This window comes from Maribacter sp. Asnod2-G09, assembly GCF_045063795.1.
Lineage (GTDB): Bacteria > Bacteroidota > Bacteroidia > Flavobacteriales > Flavobacteriaceae > Maribacter.
In genome coordinates this window covers 248,877-274,805 of the sequence record NZ_JBEFOA010000004.1, presented here as the reverse complement: position 1 = coordinate 274,805, position 25,929 = coordinate 248,877, and the positions used below count along the sequence as shown (strand labels likewise).

23 protein-coding genes are annotated in these 25,929 nt (G+C 33.9%); 14 read left to right on the top strand and 9 right to left on the bottom strand.

Annotation, left to right across the window (positions count from 1 at the left end; all coding sequences use genetic code 11):
- Positions 1-349 precede the first annotated feature (349 nt).
- Together ACJJVT_RS08365 and ACJJVT_RS08360 are read right to left on the bottom strand one after the other, a co-directional pair.
- Complete coding sequence (locus ACJJVT_RS08365; protein ID WP_405397881.1) at positions 350-802, bottom strand: thioredoxin family protein; 453 nt, start codon at positions 800-802, stop codon at positions 350-352.
- Between the two features lie 41 nt (positions 803-843).
- Positions 844-1,170, bottom strand: coding sequence for a YbaB/EbfC family nucleoid-associated protein (locus ACJJVT_RS08360; protein WP_299799249.1), 327 nt, complete (start codon positions 1,168-1,170; stop codon positions 844-846).
- A gap of 126 nt (positions 1,171-1,296) precedes the next feature.
- Here ACJJVT_RS08360 and ACJJVT_RS08355 point away from each other — a divergent pair, with 126 nt between their 5' ends.
- From ACJJVT_RS08355 to ACJJVT_RS08345, 3 genes are all read left to right on the top strand, one after another.
- Positions 1,297-3,354, top strand: a complete 2,058-nt coding sequence (locus ACJJVT_RS08355) for a S9 family peptidase (protein ID WP_405397879.1) — start codon at positions 1,297-1,299, stop codon at positions 3,352-3,354.
- Positions 3,355-3,433: 79 nt separating this feature from the next.
- The gene (locus tag ACJJVT_RS08350) at positions 3,434-4,474 is read left to right on the top strand and encodes a PLP-dependent cysteine synthase family protein (RefSeq protein ID WP_299324888.1); all 1,041 of its coding nucleotides are present in this window, start codon (positions 3,434-3,436) and stop codon (positions 4,472-4,474) included.
- 119 nt (positions 4,475-4,593) lie between these two features.
- Positions 4,594-5,853, top strand: coding sequence for an aminotransferase class I/II-fold pyridoxal phosphate-dependent enzyme (locus ACJJVT_RS08345; protein ID WP_299799252.1), 1,260 nt, complete (start codon positions 4,594-4,596; stop codon positions 5,851-5,853).
- A 67-nt stretch (positions 5,854-5,920) separates the two neighbouring features.
- Here ACJJVT_RS08345 and ACJJVT_RS08340 read toward each other — a convergent pair whose 3' ends face one another.
- Together ACJJVT_RS08340 and ACJJVT_RS08335 are read right to left on the bottom strand one after the other, a co-directional pair.
- Positions 5,921-7,039 carry a GTP cyclohydrolase gene (locus ACJJVT_RS08340; RefSeq protein WP_405397878.1) on the bottom strand — a complete coding sequence of 373 codons (1,119 nt, stop codon included), beginning with the start codon at positions 7,037-7,039 and terminating at the stop codon, positions 5,921-5,923.
- 88 nt (positions 7,040-7,127) lie between these two features.
- On the bottom strand, positions 7,128-8,213 hold the full coding sequence (locus ACJJVT_RS08335) for a transporter (protein WP_405397877.1): 1,086 nt from the start codon (positions 8,211-8,213) through the stop codon (positions 7,128-7,130).
- A 144-nt stretch (positions 8,214-8,357) separates the two neighbouring features.
- Between ACJJVT_RS08335 and ACJJVT_RS08330 the strand changes: the two genes are divergently transcribed.
- From ACJJVT_RS08330 to ACJJVT_RS08315, 4 genes are read left to right on the top strand one after another with little or no spacing between them, the layout of a single operon-like run.
- Positions 8,358-8,555: a DUF4834 domain-containing protein gene (locus tag ACJJVT_RS08330; RefSeq protein WP_405397876.1), complete on the top strand. Its 198-nt coding sequence runs from the start codon at positions 8,358-8,360 to the stop codon at positions 8,553-8,555.
- 32 nt (positions 8,556-8,587) lie between these two features.
- Positions 8,588-11,023: a YfhO family protein gene (locus tag ACJJVT_RS08325; RefSeq protein ID WP_405397875.1), complete on the top strand. Its 2,436-nt coding sequence runs from the start codon at positions 8,588-8,590 to the stop codon at positions 11,021-11,023.
- A complete protein-coding gene (locus ACJJVT_RS08320) occupies positions 11,023-12,294 on the top strand; it encodes a glycosyltransferase family 4 protein (protein WP_405397873.1) in 1,272 nt (423 codons plus the stop codon). Before ACJJVT_RS08325 ends, ACJJVT_RS08320 begins: the two co-directional genes overlap by 1 nt.
- Entirely contained in the window at positions 12,294-13,748 is a 1,455-nt protein-coding gene (locus ACJJVT_RS08315) for a polysaccharide biosynthesis C-terminal domain-containing protein (protein ID WP_405397872.1), read from the top strand. The genes ACJJVT_RS08320 and ACJJVT_RS08315 overlap by 1 nt, the downstream gene beginning before the upstream one ends.
- Here ACJJVT_RS08315 and ACJJVT_RS08310 read toward each other — a convergent pair whose 3' ends face one another.
- A complete protein-coding gene (locus ACJJVT_RS08310) occupies positions 13,749-14,786 on the bottom strand; it encodes an AI-2E family transporter (RefSeq protein ID WP_405397871.1) in 1,038 nt (345 codons plus the stop codon).
- A 142-nt stretch (positions 14,787-14,928) separates the two neighbouring features.
- Between ACJJVT_RS08310 and ACJJVT_RS08305 the strand changes: the two genes are divergently transcribed.
- The gene (locus ACJJVT_RS08305; RefSeq protein ID WP_405397870.1) at positions 14,929-15,801 is read left to right on the top strand and encodes an RluA family pseudouridine synthase; all 873 of its coding nucleotides are present in this window, start codon (positions 14,929-14,931) and stop codon (positions 15,799-15,801) included.
- A 70-nt stretch (positions 15,802-15,871) separates the two neighbouring features.
- Here ACJJVT_RS08305 and ACJJVT_RS08300 read toward each other — a convergent pair whose 3' ends face one another.
- On the bottom strand, positions 15,872-17,080 hold the full coding sequence (locus tag ACJJVT_RS08300) for a hypothetical protein (RefSeq protein WP_405397869.1): 1,209 nt from the start codon (positions 17,078-17,080) through the stop codon (positions 15,872-15,874).
- A 163-nt stretch (positions 17,081-17,243) separates the two neighbouring features.
- Positions 17,244-20,024: an excinuclease ABC subunit UvrA gene (uvrA, locus tag ACJJVT_RS08295; protein ID WP_405397868.1), complete on the bottom strand. Its 2,781-nt coding sequence runs from the start codon at positions 20,022-20,024 to the stop codon at positions 17,244-17,246.
- Positions 20,025-20,267: 243 nt separating this feature from the next.
- Here uvrA and ACJJVT_RS08290 point away from each other — a divergent pair, with 243 nt between their 5' ends.
- The 4 genes from ACJJVT_RS08290 (at position 20,268) to ACJJVT_RS08275 (ending at position 22,265) form a co-directional block, all read left to right on the top strand.
- Positions 20,268-20,849 carry an RNA polymerase sigma factor gene (locus ACJJVT_RS08290; RefSeq protein ID WP_073246503.1) on the top strand — a complete coding sequence of 194 codons (582 nt, stop codon included), beginning with the start codon at positions 20,268-20,270 and terminating at the stop codon, positions 20,847-20,849.
- Positions 20,850-20,923: 74 nt separating this feature from the next.
- A complete protein-coding gene (locus tag ACJJVT_RS08285; protein WP_299324852.1) occupies positions 20,924-21,067 on the top strand; it encodes a hypothetical protein in 144 nt (47 codons plus the stop codon).
- 400 nt (positions 21,068-21,467) lie between these two features.
- Positions 21,468-22,049, top strand: coding sequence for an RNA polymerase sigma factor (locus ACJJVT_RS08280; RefSeq protein ID WP_133673739.1), 582 nt, complete (start codon positions 21,468-21,470; stop codon positions 22,047-22,049).
- Positions 22,050-22,121: 72 nt separating this feature from the next.
- Positions 22,122-22,265: a hypothetical protein gene (locus tag ACJJVT_RS08275; RefSeq protein WP_282050287.1), complete on the top strand. Its 144-nt coding sequence runs from the start codon at positions 22,122-22,124 to the stop codon at positions 22,263-22,265.
- Between the two features lie 15 nt (positions 22,266-22,280).
- On the opposite strand, the gene nth is transcribed toward ACJJVT_RS08275, so the two are convergent.
- On the bottom strand, positions 22,281-22,943 hold the full coding sequence (gene nth, locus ACJJVT_RS08270; RefSeq protein WP_405397866.1) for an endonuclease III domain-containing protein: 663 nt from the start codon (positions 22,941-22,943) through the stop codon (positions 22,281-22,283).
- 55 nt (positions 22,944-22,998) lie between these two features.
- Between nth and bcp the strand changes: the two genes are divergently transcribed.
- The gene (gene bcp / locus ACJJVT_RS08265) at positions 22,999-23,451 is read left to right on the top strand and encodes a thioredoxin-dependent thiol peroxidase (RefSeq protein WP_405397864.1); all 453 of its coding nucleotides are present in this window, start codon (positions 22,999-23,001) and stop codon (positions 23,449-23,451) included.
- 76 nt (positions 23,452-23,527) lie between these two features.
- Here bcp and ACJJVT_RS08260 read toward each other — a convergent pair whose 3' ends face one another.
- Positions 23,528-24,982 carry a TonB-dependent receptor gene (locus tag ACJJVT_RS08260; RefSeq protein ID WP_405397863.1) on the bottom strand — a complete coding sequence of 485 codons (1,455 nt, stop codon included), beginning with the start codon at positions 24,980-24,982 and terminating at the stop codon, positions 23,528-23,530.
- Between the two features lie 170 nt (positions 24,983-25,152).
- On the opposite strand from ACJJVT_RS08260, the gene ACJJVT_RS08255 reads away from it, so the two are divergent.
- Positions 25,153-25,929, top strand: a complete 777-nt coding sequence (locus tag ACJJVT_RS08255; RefSeq protein WP_405397862.1) for an MBL fold metallo-hydrolase — start codon at positions 25,153-25,155, stop codon at positions 25,927-25,929.

The following is a 25,929-nucleotide window of genomic DNA, read 5'->3' as shown; positions in this document are numbered from 1 at the left end:
TGCTGATAGATATAGAGAGGTAATTTCTACTACTACTTCTTCTTCTTCTTCTTCTTCTTCTTCTTCTTCTTCTTCTTCTTCTTCTTCTTCTTCTTCTAATTTCTACTAAGCAATTGCTAGTCTTACTTTTTATATGATATGTATTGGATTCTTAAAGGGGTAACGTATTACAGGCCCTAAAGAAGGTAGTTATTAAAGAGTAACGGTATTACCGTTGAGGTTATCTATTTAAATGTAAATGTTAGTTATGTCAATACCATGTATTAATTAATATCGATAATGCAGAAGTATATAAAAACAAAAAGGGCTTACAAGATGTAAGCCCTTTTTTATATCGGTAATTTTTAAATTATTTATTCTTTTCTAAAAGTTTAAGATGAGAATCTATAACACCGTTCATGCTATAGCCAGATAATTTATCTAGTTCATTTCCTTTTGCATCTATTACCTTAAACATCGGAAATACCTTTTTCTTATTCAACTTGGTCAACAGTTCTTTATTATGGACCATTTGATTCTCTGATATTAAATCTCTATTTCTAGGAACATCAATATAAAGAAGAATGTAATTACTCGATAATTCTTGAAATTCGTTCGTATCGAATAAATCGGTCTTTAGCATTTTACAAGGCGGACACCAGTCACTTCCCGTAAAATAAACTAAAACGTTTTTGTGTTGCTTTTTAGCTTTTGAAATGGCAGAATCATAATTGGTAAGCCATTTAGAATCATCTACACTATTGAAATCTGCTTGCGCGGAAGCGAATAGTGGAATCATGAATAATAAAATAAAATACTTCATAATTAATATTTAAAAGGTTAACTACAAATAACTTGTCAATCTTACTTAAATAACGAATCCATGCCAGGAATATTGGGCATTCCGTCCTTAGCAACAGCTGCTAATTCGGTTTCGTTAACGTTAGTTGCATTTTTTATAGCTTTGTTTAAAGTTAGTATTAAATAATCTTCTAATTGCTCTTTATCTTGCAAAAGACTGTCATCTATTACGATTTTCTTAATTTCTCGGTTTGCAGTTATGGTAACTGATATGGTACCGTCATTGGACTTTTCTTCTAATGTTACGGTGTCTAATCTTTTTTTAGTTTCTTCTACTTTTTTTTGGGTCTCTTTAAGTTTTCCCATCATACCCATCATATCTCCAAACATAATATCATTTTTAGATTTAGGTTGTAAAAGTACTAAAAATAGGAGTATTTCAGTTTTTCAAGCTAATAAAACGGGGGTCTATGAATTAGTCTTATTTTTGCCATCTTATTTTATAAAGAAGTTCATATGGCTCTTAAGCATCCGCCAAAGGCGAAAAAAATTTCCAAAGAATTAGTTAAACATGATGATGTTCGTTTAGATAATTATTATTGGCTAAATGATAAGGAGAATAAAGATGTTATTTCATATTTAGAGGCAGAGAATACGTATTACGATTCTTTAACAAAGCATACCAAAGATTTTCAAGAGTCTCTATTTCAAGAAATGAAGGGTAGAATTAAAGAAGACGATTCTTCGGTGCCTTATAAGCTAAATGGTTATTGGTACAGTACCCGTTACATAATAGGAGGGGAGTACCCTTTGTATTCTAGATTTAAGCAAAATTTAGAAGCTACTGAAGAAATTATATTCAATTGTAATGATATGGCTAAAGGTCATGACTACTTTAGTCTTGGCGGTATAGCTATTAGTCCAAATAACAAGTTGGCTGCCTTTGGGGTAGATACGGTATCTAGAAGGCAATATACACTTCAAATAAAAGATCTTGAAACAGGCCTGATTTTAGATGATAAAATAGAGAATACAACAGGTGGTGGTGTTTGGGCAAATGATAACCAAACGCTGTTTTATACGCGCAAAGACCCTGTAACGCTGCGTTCAGATAAAATTTACAAGCATAAATTAGGTACACCGACGTCTGAAGATGTATTGATCTTTCACGAAAAAGATGATACGTTTAGCACATTCGTATACCGAACCAAGTCTAAAAAGTATTTGGTAATAGGCTCATTTAGTACGCTAACTTCTGAATTTCAAATTCTTTCTACGGATAATCCTGATGGGGAGTTTGAAGTATTCTCACCTAGAGAAAGAGGGTTAGAATATACTATTTTTCATTATGAGGATAGCTTCTATATTTTAACGAATAAGGATAAAGCAGAGAATTTTAAGCTAATGCGTACTTCTGAAGAGGAAACTTCTTCTGAGCATTGGCAAGAATTTATTGCCCATCGTGAAGAGGTGCTCTTAGAGGATATCGATATTTTTAAAGAATACTATGTGCTTTCTGAACGTGAGAACGGACTTAATAAAATTAGAATTATTCGTTGGGATGGTAGCGGAGAGTACTTTTTACCTTTTAAAAGCGAAACATACACAGCTTATGTAGGTAGTAATCCTGATTTTGATACTGAGATTTTGAGGTATTCTTATAACTCTATGTCAACACCTAGTTCTGTTATTGATTTTAATATGAGAACTAAGGCAAAGGAAATCAAAAAAGAACAAGAGGTACTTGGTGGTCTATTTGATAAAGACAATTATAAAGAAGAACGTAGATGGGCTACCGCAAGAGATGGTGTAAAAGTGCCAATGTCTCTTGTGTATAGAAAAGATACTGTCTTAACTGAAAATACACCCATTTTGCAATATGCATATGGATCATACGGCTCAACAATTGACCCCTATTTTTCTACCGTTAGGTTGAGCTTGCTAGATCGCGGATTTGTATTTGCCATTGCTCATATTAGAGGAGGGGAATACTTAGGGCGCAGATGGTACGAGACTGGGAAGTTGTTGAAAAAGAAAAACACGTTCACGGATTTTATCGATTGTTCTAAATTTTTAATTGCACAAAAAATGACAAGTGCCAGTCATTTATATGCCATGGGTGGTTCGGCAGGTGGCTTGTTGATGGGGGCGATTATAAATATTCAGCCCGATATTTATAACGGGGTAATAGCCGCAGTACCTTTTGTAGATGTGGTGACAACTATGTTAGATGATTCTATACCACTTACTACTGGCGAATATGATGAGTGGGGTAACCCGAACGAAAAGGAATATTACGATTATATGAAATCGTATTCTCCTTATGATAACGTTATTGCTCAAGAATACCCGAATATGTTGGTGACAACAGGGTTGCATGATTCTCAAGTTCAGTATTTTGAACCTGCAAAATGGGTTGCTAAGCTAAGAGAGTTAAAAACTGATAACCGTATATTGTTAATGAATACCAACATGGAAGCAGGTCATGGCGGTGCTTCAGGAAGGTTTGAGTCTTTACGTGAGGTGGCTAAGGAATATGCATTTCTTTTAGATTTAGAAGGAAAAATCGCATAGTGGAAAAAAATCAGTAAATTTGCATCAGAAATTTTAACAAATTTCGTTCATATATTAATTAAACATTGATATCCCCCTTATGAAAAATGAGATCAGGGCTTACAACAATATTTTAGAACTAGTAGGTAATACACCACTAGTTAAATTAAATAGAATAGCAGAAAACCTTACTGGTAATTTTTACGCGAAGGTAGAAGCATTCAATCCAGGTCACTCTTCTAAAGATAGAATTGCGATTCATATTATTGAGCAGGCAGAGAAAGCAGGTATTCTTACTGAAGGCAGCACAATAATAGAAACAACTTCAGGTAATACTGGTTTTAGTATTGCAATGGCTAGTATCATTAAAGGGTACGATTGCATACTGGCAGTTAGTTCTAAATCATCTCCAGATAAAATAGATATGCTTCGCTCTATGGGCGCTAAAGTATATGTTTGTCCGGCGCACGTTAGTGCAGATGATCCAAGGTCTTACTACGAGGTTGCCAAGAGATTACATAAAGAAACTAAAGGTTCCATATATATTAATCAGTATTTCAATAAGCTGAATATGGAAGCGCATTATAAATCTACCGGTCCTGAGATTTGGGAACAAACTGGCGGACAAATAACGCACCTTATTGCGTGTAGCGGTACAGGTGGTACTATTTCAGGTACAGCTCGTTTCTTAAAAGAACAAAATCCGAATATTAAAGTTATCGGTGTTGATGCTTTTGGTTCTGTATTAAAGAAATATCACGAAACAGGTAAATTAGATACTAACGAAATCTATCCGTATAGAATAGAAGGTTTAGGTAAAAATCTTATTCCTGGTGCTACAGATTTTACGGCTATAGATGAGTTTATTAAAGTAACCGATGCTGAAAGTGCACATACGGCTAGAGAGATTTCTAGAACAGAAGGTATTTTTGTCGGGTATACTAGTGGTGCGGTAATGCAAGCTATTAAGCAACTTGATGAACTAAATACATTTGACGAAAATAGCAACGTAGTTTGTATTTTTCCTGATCATGGTTCTCGCTATATGAGTAAAATATATAGTGACCAGTGGATGGAAGATCAAGGATTCTTGAATACTGAAACAGTTGAAGAGGCACAAGAGATTCAATATATAAAGTAATTTGTATACAATAGTGTATTAAATAAAAAGTGGGTTTATAGCCCACTTTTTTGCATTATAAATAATTTATGAATTTTTATCAAAATTATTTACTTTTGCAGACAGATCCAAATTAAACAATGAAAGACTTATTTGATAGAATTTTAGCGAATAAAGGCCCTTTAGGTAAATGGGCTTCACAAGCAGAGGGATACTTTGTGTTCCCTAAGTTGGAAGGTCCTATTTCTAATAGAATGAAATTTCAGGGGAAAGATGTTATCACCTGGAGTATAAATGACTATTTAGGTTTAGCAAATCTTCCAGAGATAAAGAAGGTTGATGGTGAGGCTGCAGCTGAATATGGTTCTGCATACCCAATGGGAGCAAGAATGATGAGTGGTCATACTGAGTTTCATGAGCAACTAGAGCAAGAATGTGCTGCTTTCGTACAAAAGGAAGCTTCTTACTTACTAAATTTTGGTTACCAAGGTTTTATGTCTGTAATTGACGCTCTTGTTACTAAAGACGATATTATAGTTTACGATGTAGATTGCCACGCTTGTATTATTGATGGTGTGCGTTTACATATGGGTAAGCGATTTACGTTTGTGCATAATAATCCAGAAAGTTTACAAAAGAACTTAGAGCGCGCTACTAAATTAGCTGAGCAGACTGGTGGAGGTATCTTAGTTATCTCTGAAGGTGTATTTGGTATGCGTGGTGAGCAAGGTATCTTAAAAGAAATCGTTGCTCTAAAAGAAAAATTCAACTTCAGACTTTTAGTTGATGATGCTCACGGTTTTGGTACTTTAGGTGAAACTGGTGCAGGAGCAGGTCAAGAACAAGGTGTACAAGACGGTATAGATGTTTACTTGGCTACTTTCGCTAAGTCTATGGCTAGTATTGGTGCATTTGTTGCTGCTGATCAAGAAATTATAGATTATTTAAAATACAACCTACGTTCTCAAATGTTCGCTAAATCATTACCAATGGTTTATGTAAAAGGAGCATTGAAACGTTTAGATATGTTACGTACGCAACCAGAGCTTAAAGCTAAACTTTGGGAGAATACAAATGCATTACAAAACGGATTAAAAGAAAAAGGATTCGATATTGGTACAACAACAAGTTGTGTAACACCGGTATATCTTAACGGTAGTATTCCTGAGGCAATGGCGTTAGTTAAAGATTTACGTGAAAATCACGGAATTTTCTGTTCTATCGTTGTGTATCCGGTAATACCTAAAGGATTAATTCTTTTACGTTTAATACCAACTGCTACACATACATTACAAGATGTAGAGGAGACTTTAACAGCGTTCTCTGCAATTCGTGAGCGTTTGCAAAATGGTACTTACAAAAGATTATCAGCAGCAGTAGCTGCAGCAATGGGAGAATAATATCTCATTAAAGTATATTAAAAAGCCCGAAATCATTTGATTTCGGGCTTTTTGCTTTTGTCTTTTTTTAGAGTGATTTTCTATACGTTCTTCTGCGCTTATAGATTTTAGGGTCAAAATGTTTCCACATTTGCTTGATAGCCAAGTTTTCTTCCAATTCGGGAGTTCTGTAGCACATATCAATACCTTTCTCATTAAATGTTTTGTGATATTCATTGAATATAACAGCTGTAACTCCTTTGTTTTGATATTCTGGGTCTATGCCTATCAAATAGAAAATAACGTCTTTACTATTCTTCTTTGCCTTTAGTAAATGGTACAATCCGAAGGGGAATAACTTTCCATTTGCTTTTTGTAGTGCTTCTGAAAATGAAGGCATCACAATAGCAAAGGCAATTAATTTATCATCTTTATCTTTTACAAACTTTATATATTCAGGATTTATAAAGCTGATGTATTTTTTCTTGAAGTATGCTTTCTGAATTTCTGTAATTGGCACAAATGAAGAAAGGTTGGCGTACGTTGCATTAAAGAGGTCGAACATTTCGTCTGCCATAGGCATCACCTCTTTTGTCTTGGTGAAATTTACTTCTTTTAGTCCGTAGCGTTTTTTTACTAAGTCATTCAGTCTGGTAAACAAAGCCGGATCTGCATTTTTTGCAGGAAACTTATTTTCCATGTATTCCTTTTCTTTTACAAAGCCTAAATTTTCGTAATGACTTTGATAGTAAGAATGGTTGTACCAAGTAATCATAGTGCCAATATGGTCAAAACCTTCTACTAGAACTCCAACCTTATCTAGATTTGAAAATCCAACAGGACCTTCCATGTATTCTAAATTATGTTCTGTGCCTATTTCGGCAACTTTATCTAAAAGTGCTTTTGAAACTGCTGGGTCATCAATAAAATCGAACCATCCAAAACGCATTTTCTTTACGTTTTGTTGATTGATTTCTAGGTGATTGATCACTGCAGCTACACGACCTACAATTTTATCTCCGTCCTTCGCAAGAAAGAACCATGCTTCTGCATCTTTAAATACCGGGTTTTTATCTTTGTCAAAGCTTTCTAGCTCATCATTGATAATGGGCGGCACCCAATACTTGTTGTTTTTATATAGCGAAAACGGAAAGGTTACAAAGCGTTTTAAGTCTTGCTTTGTTTTAGCTTCATGTAGTGTGATCATTGAACTTCTTTAGAAGTGCCAATATTAGTGATATTAATCAACAAATTAAAGTTGTTGAGAATGAAAAATAGGGCGGAGTAGTGGTTCGTTAAAAGTCTATCTCGCTACTCTCTTTCTTTTTCTTCTTTTCTGCTTTCTTTAATTTTTTAAGTTGCTTTTTAGAAGGTCCAAGGTCGATGTCTTCTGCACCGCTTCCTTTTTCATTTTTTTCCTTCTTTTTCTTTTTCATCGCCTTCTTATCAATTGCTCCACCATTCTGGTCAGCTTCTTGATCTTCAATTGGTTTAAGTTTGTCTTTATGGAAATCCATTCTATATGAACCACCTATTCCAAAGAAAATACGCGTTGGGGTATTTTTTAAACTAGCACCCATATTAAAATCTAATTGTAGATTTTCTTTAAGTAAATGTGCGATACCACCACGAATTAGCAAATCTGAATAACGATCACTGTCTATACCTTGGTGCTCAACAAAAACACTCCATTTAGGGTTTCTAAAGGCGTGCGATAATGAAATGGTATAGCTTAATTCTGGATCATCTGTGCTAATGCGGTCAAAAGCTGTATTTGTAATTAACACAAACCTTGGTGTTAATCTACTTTGGGTAGCAATCATACCTCGGTAAGATATTGTTGGTTCACCAATGTAAAACGGATTGTCACCTAATACAAAATTGGCGCCACCGTAAAGGGATACAGCGGGTAAAAGATTTTTTAATTGAAATTTATTATTCGCTCTCCAGCTATACAGATTTGGCTTATTTGCTTCAGGGTTTTTAAATGGATCATAAACAAGAAACTTTAATCCTAATCTATTTCTAGAAAAATCTCTACGCTTTGCAGTTAAGTCAAAATTTAAATAAGTAAGGTTTTGGTCTTGAAAAGTACCTTCGTAATTCAGTTCTAATTTTTCAAATAGTAATCCGTATCGCAAAGAAATATCGGTTCCCCAAATATTAGATTCTGTATTCAAAAGTGTATGATCTTTTTGCTCATAAAAGAGTCCCATTTCGGCTTGTACCACATTTTTTCCAACGGCATATGCACTTACAGATACCCCGGGTCTATTAGAATTTATTACATCTGTGTACTGTGAAATACCCACCAGAGGTAGAAGAAATAATAAGGTTAATACGTATTGATATGATTTAGAGTAGGCAAAAAGACTATTCATGAACACGATTTTATATTTATTTTAATAGTATGATTCTTTATATACAACGTGATAATTGTATTTTTGATATATCTTAAGTAAGAATAAATGGCTTTTTTAAAAACTATATTAATTATTCTTTTGGTGTATTACTTGCTAAAATTTTTGGCAAAGTTATTTGCGCCGAAAATATTGAACTACGCCGCTAAGAAAACCGAATCTCATTTTAGAGAAGCTTTTGATAATCAACGCCCTTTTAATCAAGAGGAAGAAGAAAGTGTTATTATCAATAAAAAACCATCTCGTAAAAAGAACGATTCTGAAAAAGTAGGTGAATACATTGACTTTGAAGAGCTAGACTAGTTATCTTTGTCTAAACACTACTTATTTAGCAAATGAAGCAAGGCTTAAAATTCTTTTTCATCCATTTTTTTGTTGTCGTATTTTTTATCATTGCTGCGTTAGCATATTTCAGCCCGGTATTACAGGGTAAAGTAATGTACCAGCATGATATCGCCCAATATACGGGTATGGCAAAAGAGCAGAACGATTTTAGAAAATCTAATGATCAAGAACCGTATTGGACAAATAGTGCATTTGGCGGTATGCCAACATACCAACTAGGAGCAAATTATCCACACAATTATATTAAAAAATTAGACCGTTTAATTCGGTTTTTACCAAGACCTGCAGATTATCTATTTCTGTATTTTATAGGTTTTTATATTCTTCTTTGTTGTCTTAAGGTAGACTATAGATTAGCTGTAGTAGGTGCTTTGGCATTTGGTTTTTCTACATACCTTATTATTATTTTAGGAGCCGGACATAATGCAAAGGCACACGCTGTTGCATATTTACCTGTGCTATTGGCAGGTATAGTACTCGTTTTTAGAAAAAAATATCTCTGGGGTTTTGTTTTGACAGCGCTGGCAATGGCTCTTGAAATTACTGCCAACCACTATCAAATGACCTATTACTTTATGTTGTTGGTGCTCATTTTGGGTGTGGTGTATTTGGTGTATGCGATTAGAGATAAACAATTAAAACATTTTTTCACATCTGTTGGTATTTTACTATTGGCTGTAACTTTAGGTATCGCTGCAAATGCTACAGGGTTAATGGCTACAAAAGAGTATGCCGATTGGAGTACTCGTGGTAAAAGTGAATTGACCATAAACCCAGATGGTTCGCCAAAAGAAGACACTGGCGGATTGAGCAAAGCCTATATTACAAATTGGAGTTACGGTATTACAGAATCTTTAAACTTATTTGTACCAAGACTTTTTGGTGGCGCAAGTCAAGAGAATTTAGGTGAGAATTCTAAATCTTATAATTATTTAATAGATAAGGGCTTGGCTAGATCAAGTGCTTTAGATTTTGTTAGTGGCTTACCTTTGTATTGGGGTGAACAACCCGGTACATCTGGTCCGGCGTATTTAGGTGCGGTTATTTTCTTTTTATTTATTTTAGGATTATTCTTAGTTAAGGGTAAACATAAGTGGTGGTTGCTTTTTGGATCAATTATGTCATTAGTATTATCATGGGGTAAAAACTTTAGTTCATTAACCGATTTCATGATAGACTATTTTCCTTTATACGATAAATTTAGGGCGGTATCATCTATACAAATCGTATTAGAACTTTGTGTGCCTGTGTTGGCAATTTTAGCTTTAAAGAAATTATTTAAGGATAAAGTTCCGCAAGCGGATAAAATGAAATCTTTAACTATTGCAGCAGCAATTGTTTTAGGATTAGGTGTTGTTTTGTTCATATTCAAAGGTGCTTTCCACTTTGTAGGTGTCAATGATGATAATCTAAGAATGACCGGTTTAGAAGAATTGCCAGAAATGCTTCGTTTAGATCGTAAGAGTGTTTACACGAGCGATTTGTTACGCTCATTAGGTTTTGCTCTTGGTACAGCGTTATTGATTTGGTTGTATTTAAAAGAGAAATTAAAAATGAACCTTTTGATAATTGCAATTGGTTTATTGGTTGTTGTTGATTTAGTAGGTGTTGATTTACGATATGTAAATAATGATAATTTTGTGTCTAAACGTAAAATGTTAGAGCCTTTTAAAGAAACTACAGCAGATAAAATAATTGCTAAAGATGACGGAGTATTCCGTGTTTTCGATCAAACAGACGGATTCGATTCGGCTAAAACAGCATATTTTCACCAAAGTATAACGGGATACCATGCAGCTAAACCTGCCGGTATGCAAGACTTGTTCAATTTTCATGTCTACAACGGTAACTTGTCCGTATTGAATATGATGAACATTAAATATGTGATCAGGCAAGATCAAGAGGGTAATGCTTTTCCTATTGAAAACCCGAATGCAAATGGTAATGCTTGGTTTATTTCTGAGTTGCAACCAGTTGCAAATGCCAATGAAGAAATAATGGCATTAGATAGTTTAGATACTAAGAATGTGGCGGTTGTCAATACTACTAAATTTTCTGACTTATACCCATTAACGTATCAAGTAGATTCTACGGCTTCAATTGCTTTAATTGATTATGAGCCGAATCATTTAACATATTCATCTAAGAATAGCAATGAAGGTGTTGCTGTATTTTCAGAGATGTATTACGAAAATGGATGGAACGCTTATATCGATGGAAAAGAAAGTGATTACTTGAAAGTTGACTACGTATTAAGAGCCCTTAAAATTCCTTCAGGCGAACATAAGGTAGAATTTAAATTTGAACCAGAAGTAGTCGTAACAGGAAGCAAAATCACCTTAGCGAGTACTATTTTATTAGGACTGGTTATTGTTGGTGGATTTGGTTTCTCTTTTTGGAGGTCAAAAAAAGAAGACGAAGCATAATGAGAAAGGTGCTGGTCATTACTTATTATTGGCCACCTGCTGGCGGACCGGGAGTTCAACGTTGGTTAAAGTTTGTAAAATACTTTAGAGACTTTGGTGTTGAACCAGTGCTTTATATTCCTGAGAATCCTCATTACCCGCTGTTAGATGAATCTTTTTTACAGGATATTCCCGATGATTTAAAAATCTATAAGTATCCTATAAAAGAGCCATATCGTATTGCTGCCATATTTTCTAGTAAGAAAACAAAGCGTATTAGTTCTGGAATTATTCAAACTAAAAATCAATCTTTTTTAGAGAAAGCTCTTTTGTGGATAAGGGGTAATCTGTTTATACCAGATGCAAGAAAGTTTTGGGTAAAACCTTCTGTTAGTTTTTTAAAAGTAGTTTTAGAAAAAGAGGGTATAGATACCATAATTACTACGGGACCTCCGCATAGTGTACACCTAATTGGTTACTATTTAAAACAAGCTAAACAATTAAACTGGATTGCAGATTTTCGCGATCCTTGGACTACCATTGGCTATCATAAGAAATTGAAACTAACTTCAACTGCAGAAAAGAAACATAAGAAGTTAGAGTCTGATGTTTTAAACACTGCCGATAAAATTATAGTTACTAGTGCTACTACAAAACAAGAGTTTCAGCATATTACTATTCAGCCAATAAAAGTCATTACAAACGGATTTGACGGTGAAATAGCAGCAAGTGATAAACTAGATTCTAAATTTACTATTGCTCATATAGGGTCATTGTTAAGTGGTAGAAACCCTAAGAACCTTTGGATGGTTTTGTCAGAATTAGTGAATGAAAATATTGAATTTAAGAATGCTTTGCAATTACGATTTATAGGTGTGGTTAGTGAAGAAATACTGGCATCACTCGCTGAATTAGGTTTGCAAGGTTTTATTGAAATAGTTGGTTATGTATCGCATCAAGAGGCGCTGGCTTACCAAAAGTCTTCGCAAATTTTATTATTGGTAGAAATAGACTCTCAAGATACTATTGGTATTATACCTGGCAAGTTATTTGAATATATGGCGGCAAAGCGTCCTATTTTAGGTGTAGGTCCTGTAAATTGGGAAGTTTCTGGTATCGTTAATGAAACGGAAACCGGTAGAATATTTGACTATGCTGATGAAATTGCGTTGAAAAATGTACTTTTAAGTTGGTTTCAAGATTATCAGAAAGGAGAATTACAAATAAGTTCTGGTAGTATTGAGCAATACAGTAGAAGGGAACTCACCCGAAAATTGGTCGAATATATTTAATGGGTATCGTACTTAAACAATCGTTGAATAATACAATTGTAACCTATTTTGGTTTTGCAATTGGGGCAGCGAATACCTTGTTTTTGTATACCAATTTTATGCAGCCAAGTAATTATGGATTAATACAAGTAATTTTATCTGTATCAGCTGTGCTAACGCCTATTTTAGCATTTGGTGTACCTAATAGCTTAGTTAAATTCTACTCTAGTTTTAAAAATGAAAAAAGTCAAGATTCTTTTTTGACTTTAATGTTGTTGCTGCCCTTGGTGTTAATTATACCTGTTGCTTTACTAAGTTATTTGGCAAATGATGCAATTGGTAATTTACTTTCAAGACAGAATGGTATCGTTCGAGATTATGTTTGGCATATCTTTTTAGTAGGTATGGCGATGGCATACTTTGAGGTTTTTTATGCTTGGGCGAGAATTAGAATGAAATCTATGTTCGGTAATTTTATGAAAGAAATCTTTTGTAGAATTGGTCAAACTATTTTGTTGCTCCTTTTATATTTCAAAATTATTGATATTGAATTTTTCATCAATGCATTGGTCGGTTTTTACTTAGTGCGAACCGTAATTATGAAACTGTATGCGTATTCTTTACGAAAGCCAAAATTAAATTTTACCCCGCTACAAAATTGGAAAACTATTGTAAAATACAGTGCCTTAATAATATTGGGCGGATCTACTGCAATTGTACTCATGGAGGTAGATAAGGTAATGTTGAATAACTTTTTAGAGTTGGAGAATGTTGCTTTTTATGCCGTTGCCGGTTTTATAGCATCAACTATAGCTGTGCCTTCAAAATCTATGCATCAAATAACGTACCCACTAACAGCTACTTATTTGAATAATAAGGATACTTCTGCACTTTCTCAATTATATCAAAAAAGTTCATTAACCTTATTTATAGTATCCGGTCTTCTTTTTTTGCTGATATTATTAAACTTAAATGAACTGTATGAACTACTACCAGATAAGTATGCTGGCGGATTCATGATTGTCTTTTGGGTAGGTTTGGTAAAAGTATATGATGCGCTTTTAGGTAATAATAATGCTATCTTATTCAATTCAGATTACTACCGTTCTATTTTGCTTTTCGGAGTGTTATTGGCGGTATTGGCTATACTATTCAATCTTTGGTTGATTCCGAAATATGGTATCGATGGTGCTGCTATTGCAAGCTTTAGTGCTTTCTTTATTTACAATACCCTAAAATTAGGCTACGTAAAATCGAAATTTAAAATCCTGCCGTTTACCAATGAAACTTTAAAGGTGCTTGCCTTATTAATAGTAGTTGGCGCTATTTTTTCAGCCTTTTCATTTTCTTTTCATCCTATAATTAACATAGCGCTGAAAAGTATTCTTATGACTGTTTTCTATGTTGGCGTTCTTTATCGTTTTAAAATATCTGAAGATGTATACGGATTTTTAAATAAGTTTCTAGGTCGCTAATTACATTTGACTAACCCTTTGTTTATTCGGTTTTTGAATGCCATATTGTTGCTTGTAAATCTTCACGATTATTAAGAATAGATTTATTATTAACGGACCAAAAATCAATCCAACAAATCCGAATAAGGGAATACCAATTAATACTCCTATCAAGGTTACCAAAGGGTGGGTGCTATCTAATTTTTTAAGTACAAATAGTCGAATAAGATTATCGGTCATACCCACTACTAAAATTCCGTATAATAGAATTCCCCAAGCTTGAAAATCGTCTCCACTAGCCAGTGTTAAAACAAATACGGGAAAAATACCTATGAATGTTCCTATAAACGGAATCATGGATCCTATGGTTACGATTACAAACCAGAAAAGCGGATTCTCTACTCCGAATATATAAAAACCAATAAGTGCTATAATTCCCTGAGCTATGGCTACTAAGGGTATCGCAATCGCATTAGATCGAACGACGCTATCTATTTCTTTGCCCAGCGCAACAAGATTTTTATTACTTAATGGAATATATTCCAACAAAGATTCTTTTAGTTGTTTCGGACTCTTTAGCATGTAATAAAGTAGAAACAGTAAAATACCCAATGAAATGAAAATATTAAAAGTGCCACTTGCAAAACCAGAAAGGTTATCGGTTAACCAACCAGAAGCTTGTTCAGGGTCAATTGCAGAAGAAACATCATATTGTACATATTTTTCTACTTGTGATAGCTGACTTTTAAAGGCTTTGGTTACTTGTTCAGATTTATCTGCAAAATCTCCCAATTGTGAACTTAACATAAAACCTGCGCCAGTCAAAGGAATAAAAATACCAATGAAAGCAGCGAATATTAATAACATGGCTGCCCAAGATCTTTTTAATCCTTTATTGATTAGTTTCAACATCCACTTTCTTAGAACCACATATAATGTGAGTGCACCAAGTACGCCAGAGATGTATGGTAGCATGTATTTTATAATCAATCCGCCAAGAAAAATAATCAAGGCTAGTATGATTAGCTGTCTAAGGATTTTGTGGTTTATCTTTTTCATTAAGGTTGTTTCTGTAGCAGTTAAGAATCGGTTGAAAATTAGGTTTATATGCCAAGGAACATTAACTCACTTCAATTTATTAATAGTCCAAAAGTTTATGTAGTAGAAATCACCTAAAACCTAATTAACTTTGAAGGATACTATGCAACAAAAAGAAACACATATTGTAAATGAAAATGTAAGGTCAAAGAGATTGCAAGAATATGGGGTAGGGGTGTTTCAGCGTATATCTACAAAATCTGCTTTAAAGAAAGCGATTAAGAAAAAATTGATTTTAGTGGATGGGGTAATTGCTACTACAGCAACTATGATTATTGGTGGGGAAACTATTGTATATCAACATCCGCCAGAGAATGAAAACAATACTCGGCTTATTTTAAAACTAGATGTTGTTTATGAAGATGAATACTTGGCGGTTATCAATAAACCAGCAGGAATTCTAGTAAGCGGTAACGGATTTAAAACTGTAGCTAACGCACTAGCTCAGAATTTAAAGAAGAGTTCTGCTGAAGATGCTGTTAGTCCGCAGCCTGTTCATCGTTTAGATTACGCCACAACGGGTTTGCTATTGGTTGGTAAAACAAGCAGTGTTATTACTAGTCTCAATCAATTATTTGAAAATAAGAATATTGAAAAGGAATATTTTGCGGTAACTATTGGAGGTATGGATACTGTTGGAGCTATAAACAGCGATATAGATGGCAAACCATCGAAGTCTTCTTTTGAAGTTTTAGCATCAATTGTTTCGGATCGCTTTTCATATCTAAACTTGGTGAAACTGAGTCCGCATACCGGCAGAAGGCATCAATTAAGAAAGCATTTGTTATCTATTGAGAATCCTATTTTAGGAGATGCCACATATTTTTTAACCGGACTCCAATTAAAAGGGAAAGGATTGTATTTACATGCGAAGTCACTTCGGTTTCAGCATCCTGTTACTAATGAAGAAATGTATATTGAATCTAAACTGCCTAAAAAATTCACTAAACTTTTTCCTGGTCAATTATATTTATAGGAATAGAAAAAGCGCCGTAATGAATTAAATCACTACGGCGCTTTACAACTAACCAACCTAAAAACTTATTTTAATTTCTTCTGCTACTTCTAGTCGCTGAACTTGTTCTTGAACTTGAGCTTCTAGCAGGAGCTTTACTTACTGATCTTGAACTAGAGCTTCTACTTACAGTACTTCTAGACGGACTACTAGTCGCTTTTCTAGATACCGTACTACGTTGAGTTCTAGTATTTGTTGCAGTTCTAGTATTTGCACTTCTGCTTACCGGTTTTTTATATGTAGTAGTACTTCTTTTTACAGTTGTACTTCTAGGTGTACGAGAAACTTCTCTTGTAGTAACCGTTCTATTTGGTGTGCTACGCACTGCAGAACTATTACTTCTTTTTACCGTACCATTATTAGATGAACTTCTTGTAGTTGTTCTACTTTGAGTAGTTCTACCACTATTTGTGTTATTACGTCTAACGGTAGTTGATCTGTTTACAGTAGCGTTTCTATTTGCTCTTGATGTATTATTAGATGCCAACGTTCTGTTAGTTCTTAAACCGTTATCTCTTTTAGCAACAGTTCTATTACTTCTATAGTTGTTATTTCTTACTGCAACACGCTTATCATTTCTGTAAATGGTAGCTCTATTATTTCTTACCTTATTGTATCTATATTGTTTACCAACATTTACATAAGACCTTCTAAAGTTATTTCTGTAAGGACTATAGTAAGAATATCTAACAGGAGTATAATATCTTCTGTAAGGACTGTTGAATACAAAGCTAAAACCAACTGCAGGTCTTACAAACCATCTATGAAATGGACGGTAAACATAATTTCTGTTATATACATTGATATATCCTGTGTGGTAATCATAGAAACCACGGTTGTTATAATAAACATTCATGTTACCTACACTACGAACTCTGTTATTTGAGTAATTGATATTTACATCACCAATTTCGCTAACACGACCATAGTAGTCGTAAAAGATTGGCACATTCTCTACCTGAATTACTGCACCATAATCATCGTATTGAGCAAATGGGCTATAATCGTAACCAGAGTTAAATGTTACTCCGTTTTTTCTTCCTGAAACTTGGTTTTCGATATAAAAATCGAATTCACCATCTGGATAAACAGAAAATGTAATTCCGTTTTCTATAAAAATAAATGAGTTGTCGTATGTATAAGAATTGCTGGTTGCAACCTTATCTTCACTAATACCTGTAGCGAAAACACCTGTGGTGCTAAAAATCATCGCTGTAAAAAGTAGTACTAAGTTTTTCATAATATAAGGTTTTAAATCTGCCCCTTAGGCAGTTGTTCTAAATGTAATTATTCACATTCCCTTAGTAGTATACAAACAGCGTGCCAAAAAACGAAACCCTTGATTATACTAATGATAATCAAGGGTTTATATGTTAATTTAATATATCGCTTATTGAGATATTCTAATTTAATTTCTCTTTTAAGTAGCTAGCGGTATACGATTTTTTACTTTTTGCAACCTCTTCTGGTGTGCCTTCGGCTAATAGCTGACCGCCATTTTCACCACCACCCGGTCCGAGATCAATAATGTAATCGGCACATTTTATTAATTCTATGTTATGCTCGATGACTACAATAGAGTGTCCTTTTTTAATAAGAGCATTAAATGATTTCAATAATTTTTGAATATCATGAAAGTGTAATCCGGTGGTTGGCTCATCAAAAATGAACAGTGCTTTGTCTTTAGTGCTTCCTTTAATTAAGAACGATGCCAGTTTAATACGTTGTGCTTCACCACCAGATAGGGTAGAAGATGATTGCCCCAAAGTAACGTACCCTAAACCTACATCTTGTAAAGGTTTTAGTTTGTTGACAATCTTAGTTTGTTCTCCGGTTTCAAAGAACTGAATAGCATCGTCGATGGTCATATTAAGAACATCATCTATATTAACATTATTGAAAGTAACTTCTAATACTTCTTTCTTAAATCTTTTGCCACTGCAAGTTTCACACTCTAAGTGCACATCGGCCATAAACTGCATTTCTACAGTAATTTCACCTTCGCCTTTACATTTCTCGCAACGCCCACCATCTACATTAAAAGAAAAATGTTTTGGCTGGTAGTTTCTAATCTTGCTTAGTTTTTGCCCAGCATATAAACTTCTAATATCATCATATGCCTTAATATAAGTAACAGGATTAGAACGCGAAGATCTACCTATCGGGTTTTGATCAACAAATTCTACATGCTTAATATGTTTGAATTTACCTTCTACAGATGTGTGCTGACCAGCCTTTTCACCATAGCCACCTGTTTCTTTTAATATAATAGGATATAGCAGTTTTTTAACTAAGGTACTTTTACCACTACCGGATACCCCTGTTACTACAGTAAGCATATCTAATGGAAAAGTGACATTTATATTTTTGAGGTTATGCTCACGAACACCTTTAATAGTAATATGATTTTTAGAAGTTCTACGTTCTTTGGGTACTTTAATCTCCATTTTACCATTCAAATACTGTGCGGTAAGCGAATTAGATTTTAGAATTTCTTTCAATGTTCCCTGCGCTACAACTTCACCACCATGTGTACCAGCTTCCGGACCTATATCGATGACCATATCTGCAGCTTTCATGATATCTTCATCATGCTCTACTACAATTACGGTGTTGCCTAAGTTTCGTAGCGATATTAAAACTTCTATTAGATTTTCTGTATCTCTTGGGTGTAAACCAATACTAGGTTCATCTAATATATACATAGAACCTACGAGACTACTCCCTAATGAGGTTGCTAAATTTATTCGCTGACTTTCCCCACCAGATAGGGTGTTCGATTTTCTATTTATGGTCAAGTAGTTTAATCCTACTTTATCTAAAAATCCTAATCTTGTATTTATTTCAACTAAAAGTCTTTTCGCAATTGTAGCATCATTTTCATTTAGCTTCAGCTCATTAAAGAAAACAATTAATTTTTCAATCGATAAACCTACTAATGACGAAATAGATGCTCCGCCAACTTTTACGTAATCTGTTTCTTGTCGTAATCGTTTTCCGTTACAAACTTTACATTTAGTTTTACCTCTATATCTAGAGAGCATCACTCTGTTCTGAATTTTATAGCTTTTCTCTTCTAACATTCCGAAGAACTTATGAAGACCTATAAAATGTGCATTACCATCCCAAACTAATTGCTGTTGCGCTTCAGAAAGCTCAAACCAAGGTTTATGAATAGGAAAATCATATTTGTACGCAGAGTTTACCAATTGATCTCGATAAAAACTCATGCTTTCACCTCGCCATGGGAAAATGGCATTTTCAAAAACAGATAAAGCAGTATTTGGCACAACCAAATCTTCATCTATACCTATAACATCGCCATAACCTTCACATTTAGGACACGCACCATACGGATTGTTAAAACTAAAAAGGTGAACATTGGGCTCAAGAAATGTCATACCGTCGAGCTCAAACTTATTACTGAAAGGCGTTTGTTTGCCATCTGCCAATTCTTCAATAATGCATTCGCCCTTTCCTTCAAAGAAAGCAGTGTCTACAGCATTTGCCAAACGATTATAAAAATCTTCGTCGTCTTTGGTTATAATTCTATCGATTACCAAGTCGAATTTTTTACCAATATCTTCAGGTGCTTGATCAATACGAAGTACCTTGTCATTATACTTAATACGAGCATAACCTTGTTTAGAAAATAGCTCCAAAGATTTTAATGCATCTCTATCTTCACGAATAACTATTGGTGCTAATAATAGCAGCTTGGTTCCTTCACTATATGTTTTAACATGATTAACAACATCTGTAACCGTATGCTTTTTTACTTCTTTGCCCGAAATAGGAGAGAAGGTTCTGCCAATACGTGCATATAATAGCTTTATGTAATCATAAATCTCAGTAGTTGTACCTACCGTAGATCTTGGGTTGGTAGAGTTTACCTTTTGCTCTATGGCAATTGCAGGGGCTATACCTTTTATATAATCGACCTTGGGTTTGTCTAATTTGCCTAAAAACTGTCTTGCGTATGAAGAAAGACTTTCTACATATCGTCTTTGACCTTCGGCATATAGGGTGTCAAAAGCTAAACTAGATTTACCAGAACCAGACAAACCTGTAATTACTACAAGTTTATTTCTAGGGATTACGACATCAATATTTTTAAGGTTATGCAGTTTTGCACCTTTAATTATGATGTTTTCTTTCGGATTTACTTCGGTGAGTGTAGGCATACAAATATCTAAGGATACAAAGATACGCTTTGCCTTTTTTCTGAACTAAAAAATGCAGTTTATCTAAAAATAGTAGAAGAAATTTTCACATTATTATAAGAGTATTTATTTTTTTATATCTTTGGGATCTCATAGAAATTCAATTAGCCTATAACGCAACATTACTTTTAAAAGTTAGAATTTAACCATTAGACCCTTATTCATTAGAATCTGGGGCTGCTTTTTAACCCTACAAGTAACGTTATGGTAGTACAAATTGAAGATTCCCAATTAGTAAAAAAATACATTCAAGGAGACGAAAGAGCTATCGAGGCTCTAATTAATCGTCATAATTCTCGTCTTACGGGTTTTATCTATTCTAAAGTAGGTGACCGTGAACTAACCGAAGATATTTTTCAAGATACATTCATGAAAGTTATACGCACCCTAAAAAGAGGTGCATATAATGAAGAAGGTAAATTTTTACCTTGGGTAATGCGTATTGCGCATAACCTGGTTATCGATCATTTTAGAAAGCATAATAGAATGCCAATGTATAATAGCAAAGAGAGCTATAATATATTTTCTTTATTAGGTGACGATAAGTTGAATGCAGAAAAGCAATTGATCAAAGAACAAATAGATTCTGATTTACTTCGTATGATCAAAGAGTTGCCAGAAGATCAGCAAGAAGTTTTAGAGATGCGTATATATAAGGATATGAGCTTTAAAGAAATTTCTGATAACACAGGTGTTAGTATTAATACGGCATTAGGTAGAATGCGCTACGCATTAATTAACCTTAGAAAGCTGGTAGAGGCCAATAATATAGTTTTAACGAATTAATAGGTCGCAGGTCGAGTGGATCTACTATCTTCATACATGTGTCGTTCTTTAGATGAACCTAAACAACACGTAACATGGAAAAATTATACACGAAAGACCAGAATAAGACCAAATTGGTAAAAGCTAAGCCAGAAACAATTCAGTTTTTGCTTTCTTATTCGAAGTCTTTAAATATTACTGAAGTAGACGGATTGCAGTTTGAGAGTAATTTGAACTAGAATAATCCTACAAATATATATAAACCCCTTAGGCATTGCCTAAGGGGTTTTTTGGTTTTAAATGGGTTTAGTTCTGCTATTTACTGCTTGTAACCTACTTATTACTTGTAAGAGAACTAGGTTTTCTATACTACCTTATATATAGGTATAGTAATGTCGGGCTAATAATAAAGGGCTTTTAGGTCATTTTTACCTTTCCTACATTTCTCTGCCGAACTATCTGAAATTGTATTTATTGTGTAGAAATATACTTTTTCGATGTTTCACATCATAAATACGTGTTTTGACAACATACTTTTTCCTACAGCGACCCTTTTCTCTAGTTTTATATCAGAAATAAGAAACAAACCAATTAACTAAAAGATTTCCCACGCTTAACCAATTAAAGAAAGTAACTCGTATGAAACTACAAATTGAAGACTCAGAATTAGTTAAAGATTATATCAGCGGTAACGAAGGTGCCCTTGAAATTTTAATTAACAGACACAATCAACGTATTACTAGTTTTATCTATTCTAAGGTTTTAGATAGGGATATCACTGAAGACATTTTTCAAGATACTTTTATTAAGGTTATTAAAACTTTAAAAAGAGGTAAGTATAGTGAAGAGGGTAAATTTTTACCTTGGGTAATGAGAATTTCTCATAACCTTATTATCGATCACTTTAGAAGAAACAAAAGAATGCCAATGTTTGAAGGTAGCGATGACTTCAATATTTTCTCTGTAATTGGAGACGATAAGTTAAATGCTGAAAAACAATTAATAAAAAATCAAATAGATTCTGACCTAAGACAATTAGTTGAAGAGTTACCAGATGATCAAAAAGAAGTTCTTTTAATGCGTATCTATAAAGATATGAGTTTCAAAGAAATCTCTGAAAACACTGGGGTTAGCATTAATACTGCTCTTGGTAGAATGCGTTATGCTTTAATCAACCTTAGAAAAATCATTGAAAAAAACAATATAGTTCTTACCAACTAGGATGGTGTAGAAATTAGAATAAACAATATTTCCAAATTTGCGGCGTTATTTTATTGTAACAACGTAGGAAGTATGGAAAAAATTTACTCTAATTACCAAGAACAGACCGGATTTAACAAAGTTTGTCCGAAGACAATCAACTTCTTATTAAGCTATTCACAAGCTTTATTTGAATTTGAACACGAAGATTTAGAATTCGAAACATTTTTGAATTAATAAAAAAGCCCGCAATTAGCGGGCTTTTTTATTTTTATAGTACTCGTTAAGTACTGTTTTTCTACCAATTGTCTTCGTAATTATATCTTTCTCCATATCCCAACCTCTTGCTGGTGAATATTCACGACCATACCAGATTATTTGTAAATGAAGATCGTTCCAAATCTCTTCTGGGAATAGTCGTTTTGCATCCTTTTCTGTCTGTACCACATTTTTTCCGTTGGTAAATCCCCAGCGATATAACAATCTATGAATATGAGTATCTACAGGAAAAGCAGGTATACCGAAAGCTTGCGATATTACAACACTTGCCGTTTTATGACCAACGGCTGGTAATTCTTCTAAATATTCAAGTTCTTTTGGAACCTGACCATTATGTTTATCAATTAATATATGAGATAATCCATGAATACCTTTTGCTTTCATCGGTGATAAACCAACTGGCTTTATAATTTCACGTATTTCTTCTACGCTTAATTTTATCATATCGTAAGGGTTGTCAGCTTTAGCAAATAGGAGGGGAGTAATTTTATTTACTCTCACATCGGTACTTTGTGCTGACATCAAAACTGCAATCAATAAGGTATACGGATCTTTATGATCTAAAGGCACAGGAATTTCTGGATAAAGCTCTTGAAGCGTAGAAATTGTAAATGCTATTTTTTCGGCTTTCGTCATTAATTGTTTAATTTTGATTGAAAATATTTAAACACAAATTTATAAAACTTCATTTATGAATACGTTAAAAGTTGGTGATAAAGTTCCTTCGTTTTCTGCTAAAGATCAAGATGGCAATACTATTAAATTAGAAGATTATGCTGGTAAAAAGCTGGTTGTTTTTTTCTATCCAAAAGCAAGTACACCTGGTTGCACGGCTGAAGCATGTAATTTAAGGGATAATTATAAAGAATTGCAATCTGAGGGGTATGAACTTTTAGGAGTTAGTGCAGATTCTGAAAAAAGACAGGCAAAATTTAAAGAGAAATATGAATTTCCATTTCCATTATTGGCAGATGAAGATAAAACTGTTATTAATGCTTTTGGTGTATGGGGATTAAAGAAATTTATGGGGCGTGAGTACGATGGTATTCATAGAAAAACCTTTGTTGTAGATGGTGATGGTATTGTTACTAAAGTAATCGATAAGGTGAAGACTAAAGATCACGCAGCTCAGCTATTGGATTGATATTTAGTATTTTACAAAAAAAATGCCCATTTCAAATGGGCGTTTTTTTGTTATTGCTATTTTAAGAACCAACTACTTATTCGGTTTCTTGATCATCTGTTTTTCTAGTAAATAGCTGTCTTTTTTTAATGATTTCAGCAATTCCTTCCGGCAGCATTTTTTCCCAGCCTTCGTCATTGTTCATTAATTTCTTAAGAACATCTCTAGAGAAAATATGCATTACTTCTGGTTCGTAATCTATGATGTCCATAACCTTGCCATTGTATTTAAAGAACTTGTACAATTCTTTCATACGTGGGTGAACCTTAACATTATTACTTGTCATGATCTGCCCAGTATCTGGGTTTTTCATTGGGTATAGGTATACCTGTAAATCTTTAAAGAATAATTTACCGAATGCTTCTAGTATACCACCACTTAAATGACGGTAATATTTTTCGTCGAATATGTCTACCAGGTTGTTTACACCCATGGTCAGACCAATTCTGTTTTTAGTATAATTATTAAAGTACTCTACTAATTTGTAATATTCTTGAAATTTAGAAATCATTACCGAATGACCAAGAGAACAAAGCAATTCTGCCCTATCCATAAAATCTTGTTCATCGATTTCACCCGATGCTTTTAAGTTAGAAAGTGTTATCTCAAAAATTACGATGGTATTGTTTTGGTCAACACCTTTATCACGAATGAAAATGTCATAAGACTTTTCAAACATATCTAAATTCACTTTGGTTACAGGTCTAAAGCTACCACGTAACGCTAAAATATTCTTTTTGTAAAGTACCGCAGCTGGCAATAGGTTATTACCATCAGGACCGAACATTACGGCATCTGTCATGTCATTTTTAATAAGTTGTAAACTCATTAAACGGTTATCTACTTCTTTGAAATTTGGTCCAGAGAAGTTGATCATATCAATTTCTAAGGTATCCTTATCTATATGGTCATATAGATATTTCAACATTTTCTTTGGCTTATGGTACTTGTAAAATGCACCGTAGATTAAGTTAACCCCAAGAATACCTAAAGTTTCTTGTTGTAATCGTGCTTCGTTTTGCTTAAAACGAATATGAAGAATAATTTCATCATATTCTTTTTGATTCGGGTCTAATTGGTAACGAATACCGATCCATCCGTGACCTTTGTAGCGTTTAGAGAAATCAATCGTCGCTACTGTATTTGCATATGAAAAGAACAATCTTTCTGGGTGGTTTTCGCGACTAATACGCTCTTCCATCAATTGCATTTCATAATCCAGCATGGTTTTTAGTCTCGCTTGGGTTACATATCGCCCATCTGTCTCGATACCATAAATAGCATCACTAAAATCTTTATCATAAGCACTCATTGCTTTTGCAATAGTACCCGAGGCACCACCAGATCTAAAGAAATGACGTGCGGTTTCTTGTCCGGCGCCAATTTCCGCGAAGGTTCCGTATATATCCGGATTCAGATTTATACGTAGGGTTTTTGCTTTTATTGAGGGAATATTTTCAAAAACACTATCTCTTTTTAATACCGATGCCATTTTTTACCTGTTTAGCTTTTCACAAAGTTATAAAGAATGGTTGTGACAAAGGGCAATAGCACCAAAAAAAAGGTATAAGTTTCGGTTATTGTTTTTATTCCCTTTTAAATACAGCTATCTTATAATTTAGAACTACCGATTTTATTAAAAAGGAATTAAATTTGTAGCACATGATGAACAAATTACGTGTAACATTTTTAGGAACGGGAACTTCTCAAGGTATTCCAATTATTGGTAGTACGCATCCGGTTTGTTTGAGTGATAACCCAAAGGATAAAAGATTGCGGGTGTCAGTTTTACTTTCTTGGAATGATTATAACTATGTTATTGATTGTGGTCCAGATTTTCGTCAGCAAATGCTTACCCATAATGTTAGACATCTTGATGGTATCATATACACTCATGAACATTCTGATCATACTGCTGGTTTAGATGATATCCGTCCTTTTTTCTTTAGACAAGGTAATATTCCTATTTATGCCCATAAAAGGGTAGTGGAGTCTTTAAAAACCCGTTTTGCGTATATATTTCAAGAAAAAAACAAATACCCAGGTGCACCAACAGTAGATATCAATCTAGTTAAGAATAATGAGCCCTTTAAAATCGGTGATAGCGAGGTTACACCAATTAATGTCTTGCATAACGAACTTCAGGTCTTCGGCTTTAGGTTAGGGGATTTTACTTATCTCACTGATGTAAAATCGATTGAACCCAAAGAGATAGAGAAAATTAAAGGTTCTAAAGTTGTTGTGGTTAATGCATTGAGATTAGAGCCTCATATTTCTCATTTTAATTTAGAAGAGGCACTCGCTTTTATAAAAGAAGTAAACCCAGATAAAGCATACTTAACACATATTAGCCACTTGCTTGGTTTTCACGAAGAAGTCGAGAAAATGCTGCCGAAAAATGTACATTTGGCATACGATAATTTAACAATTACTATATAA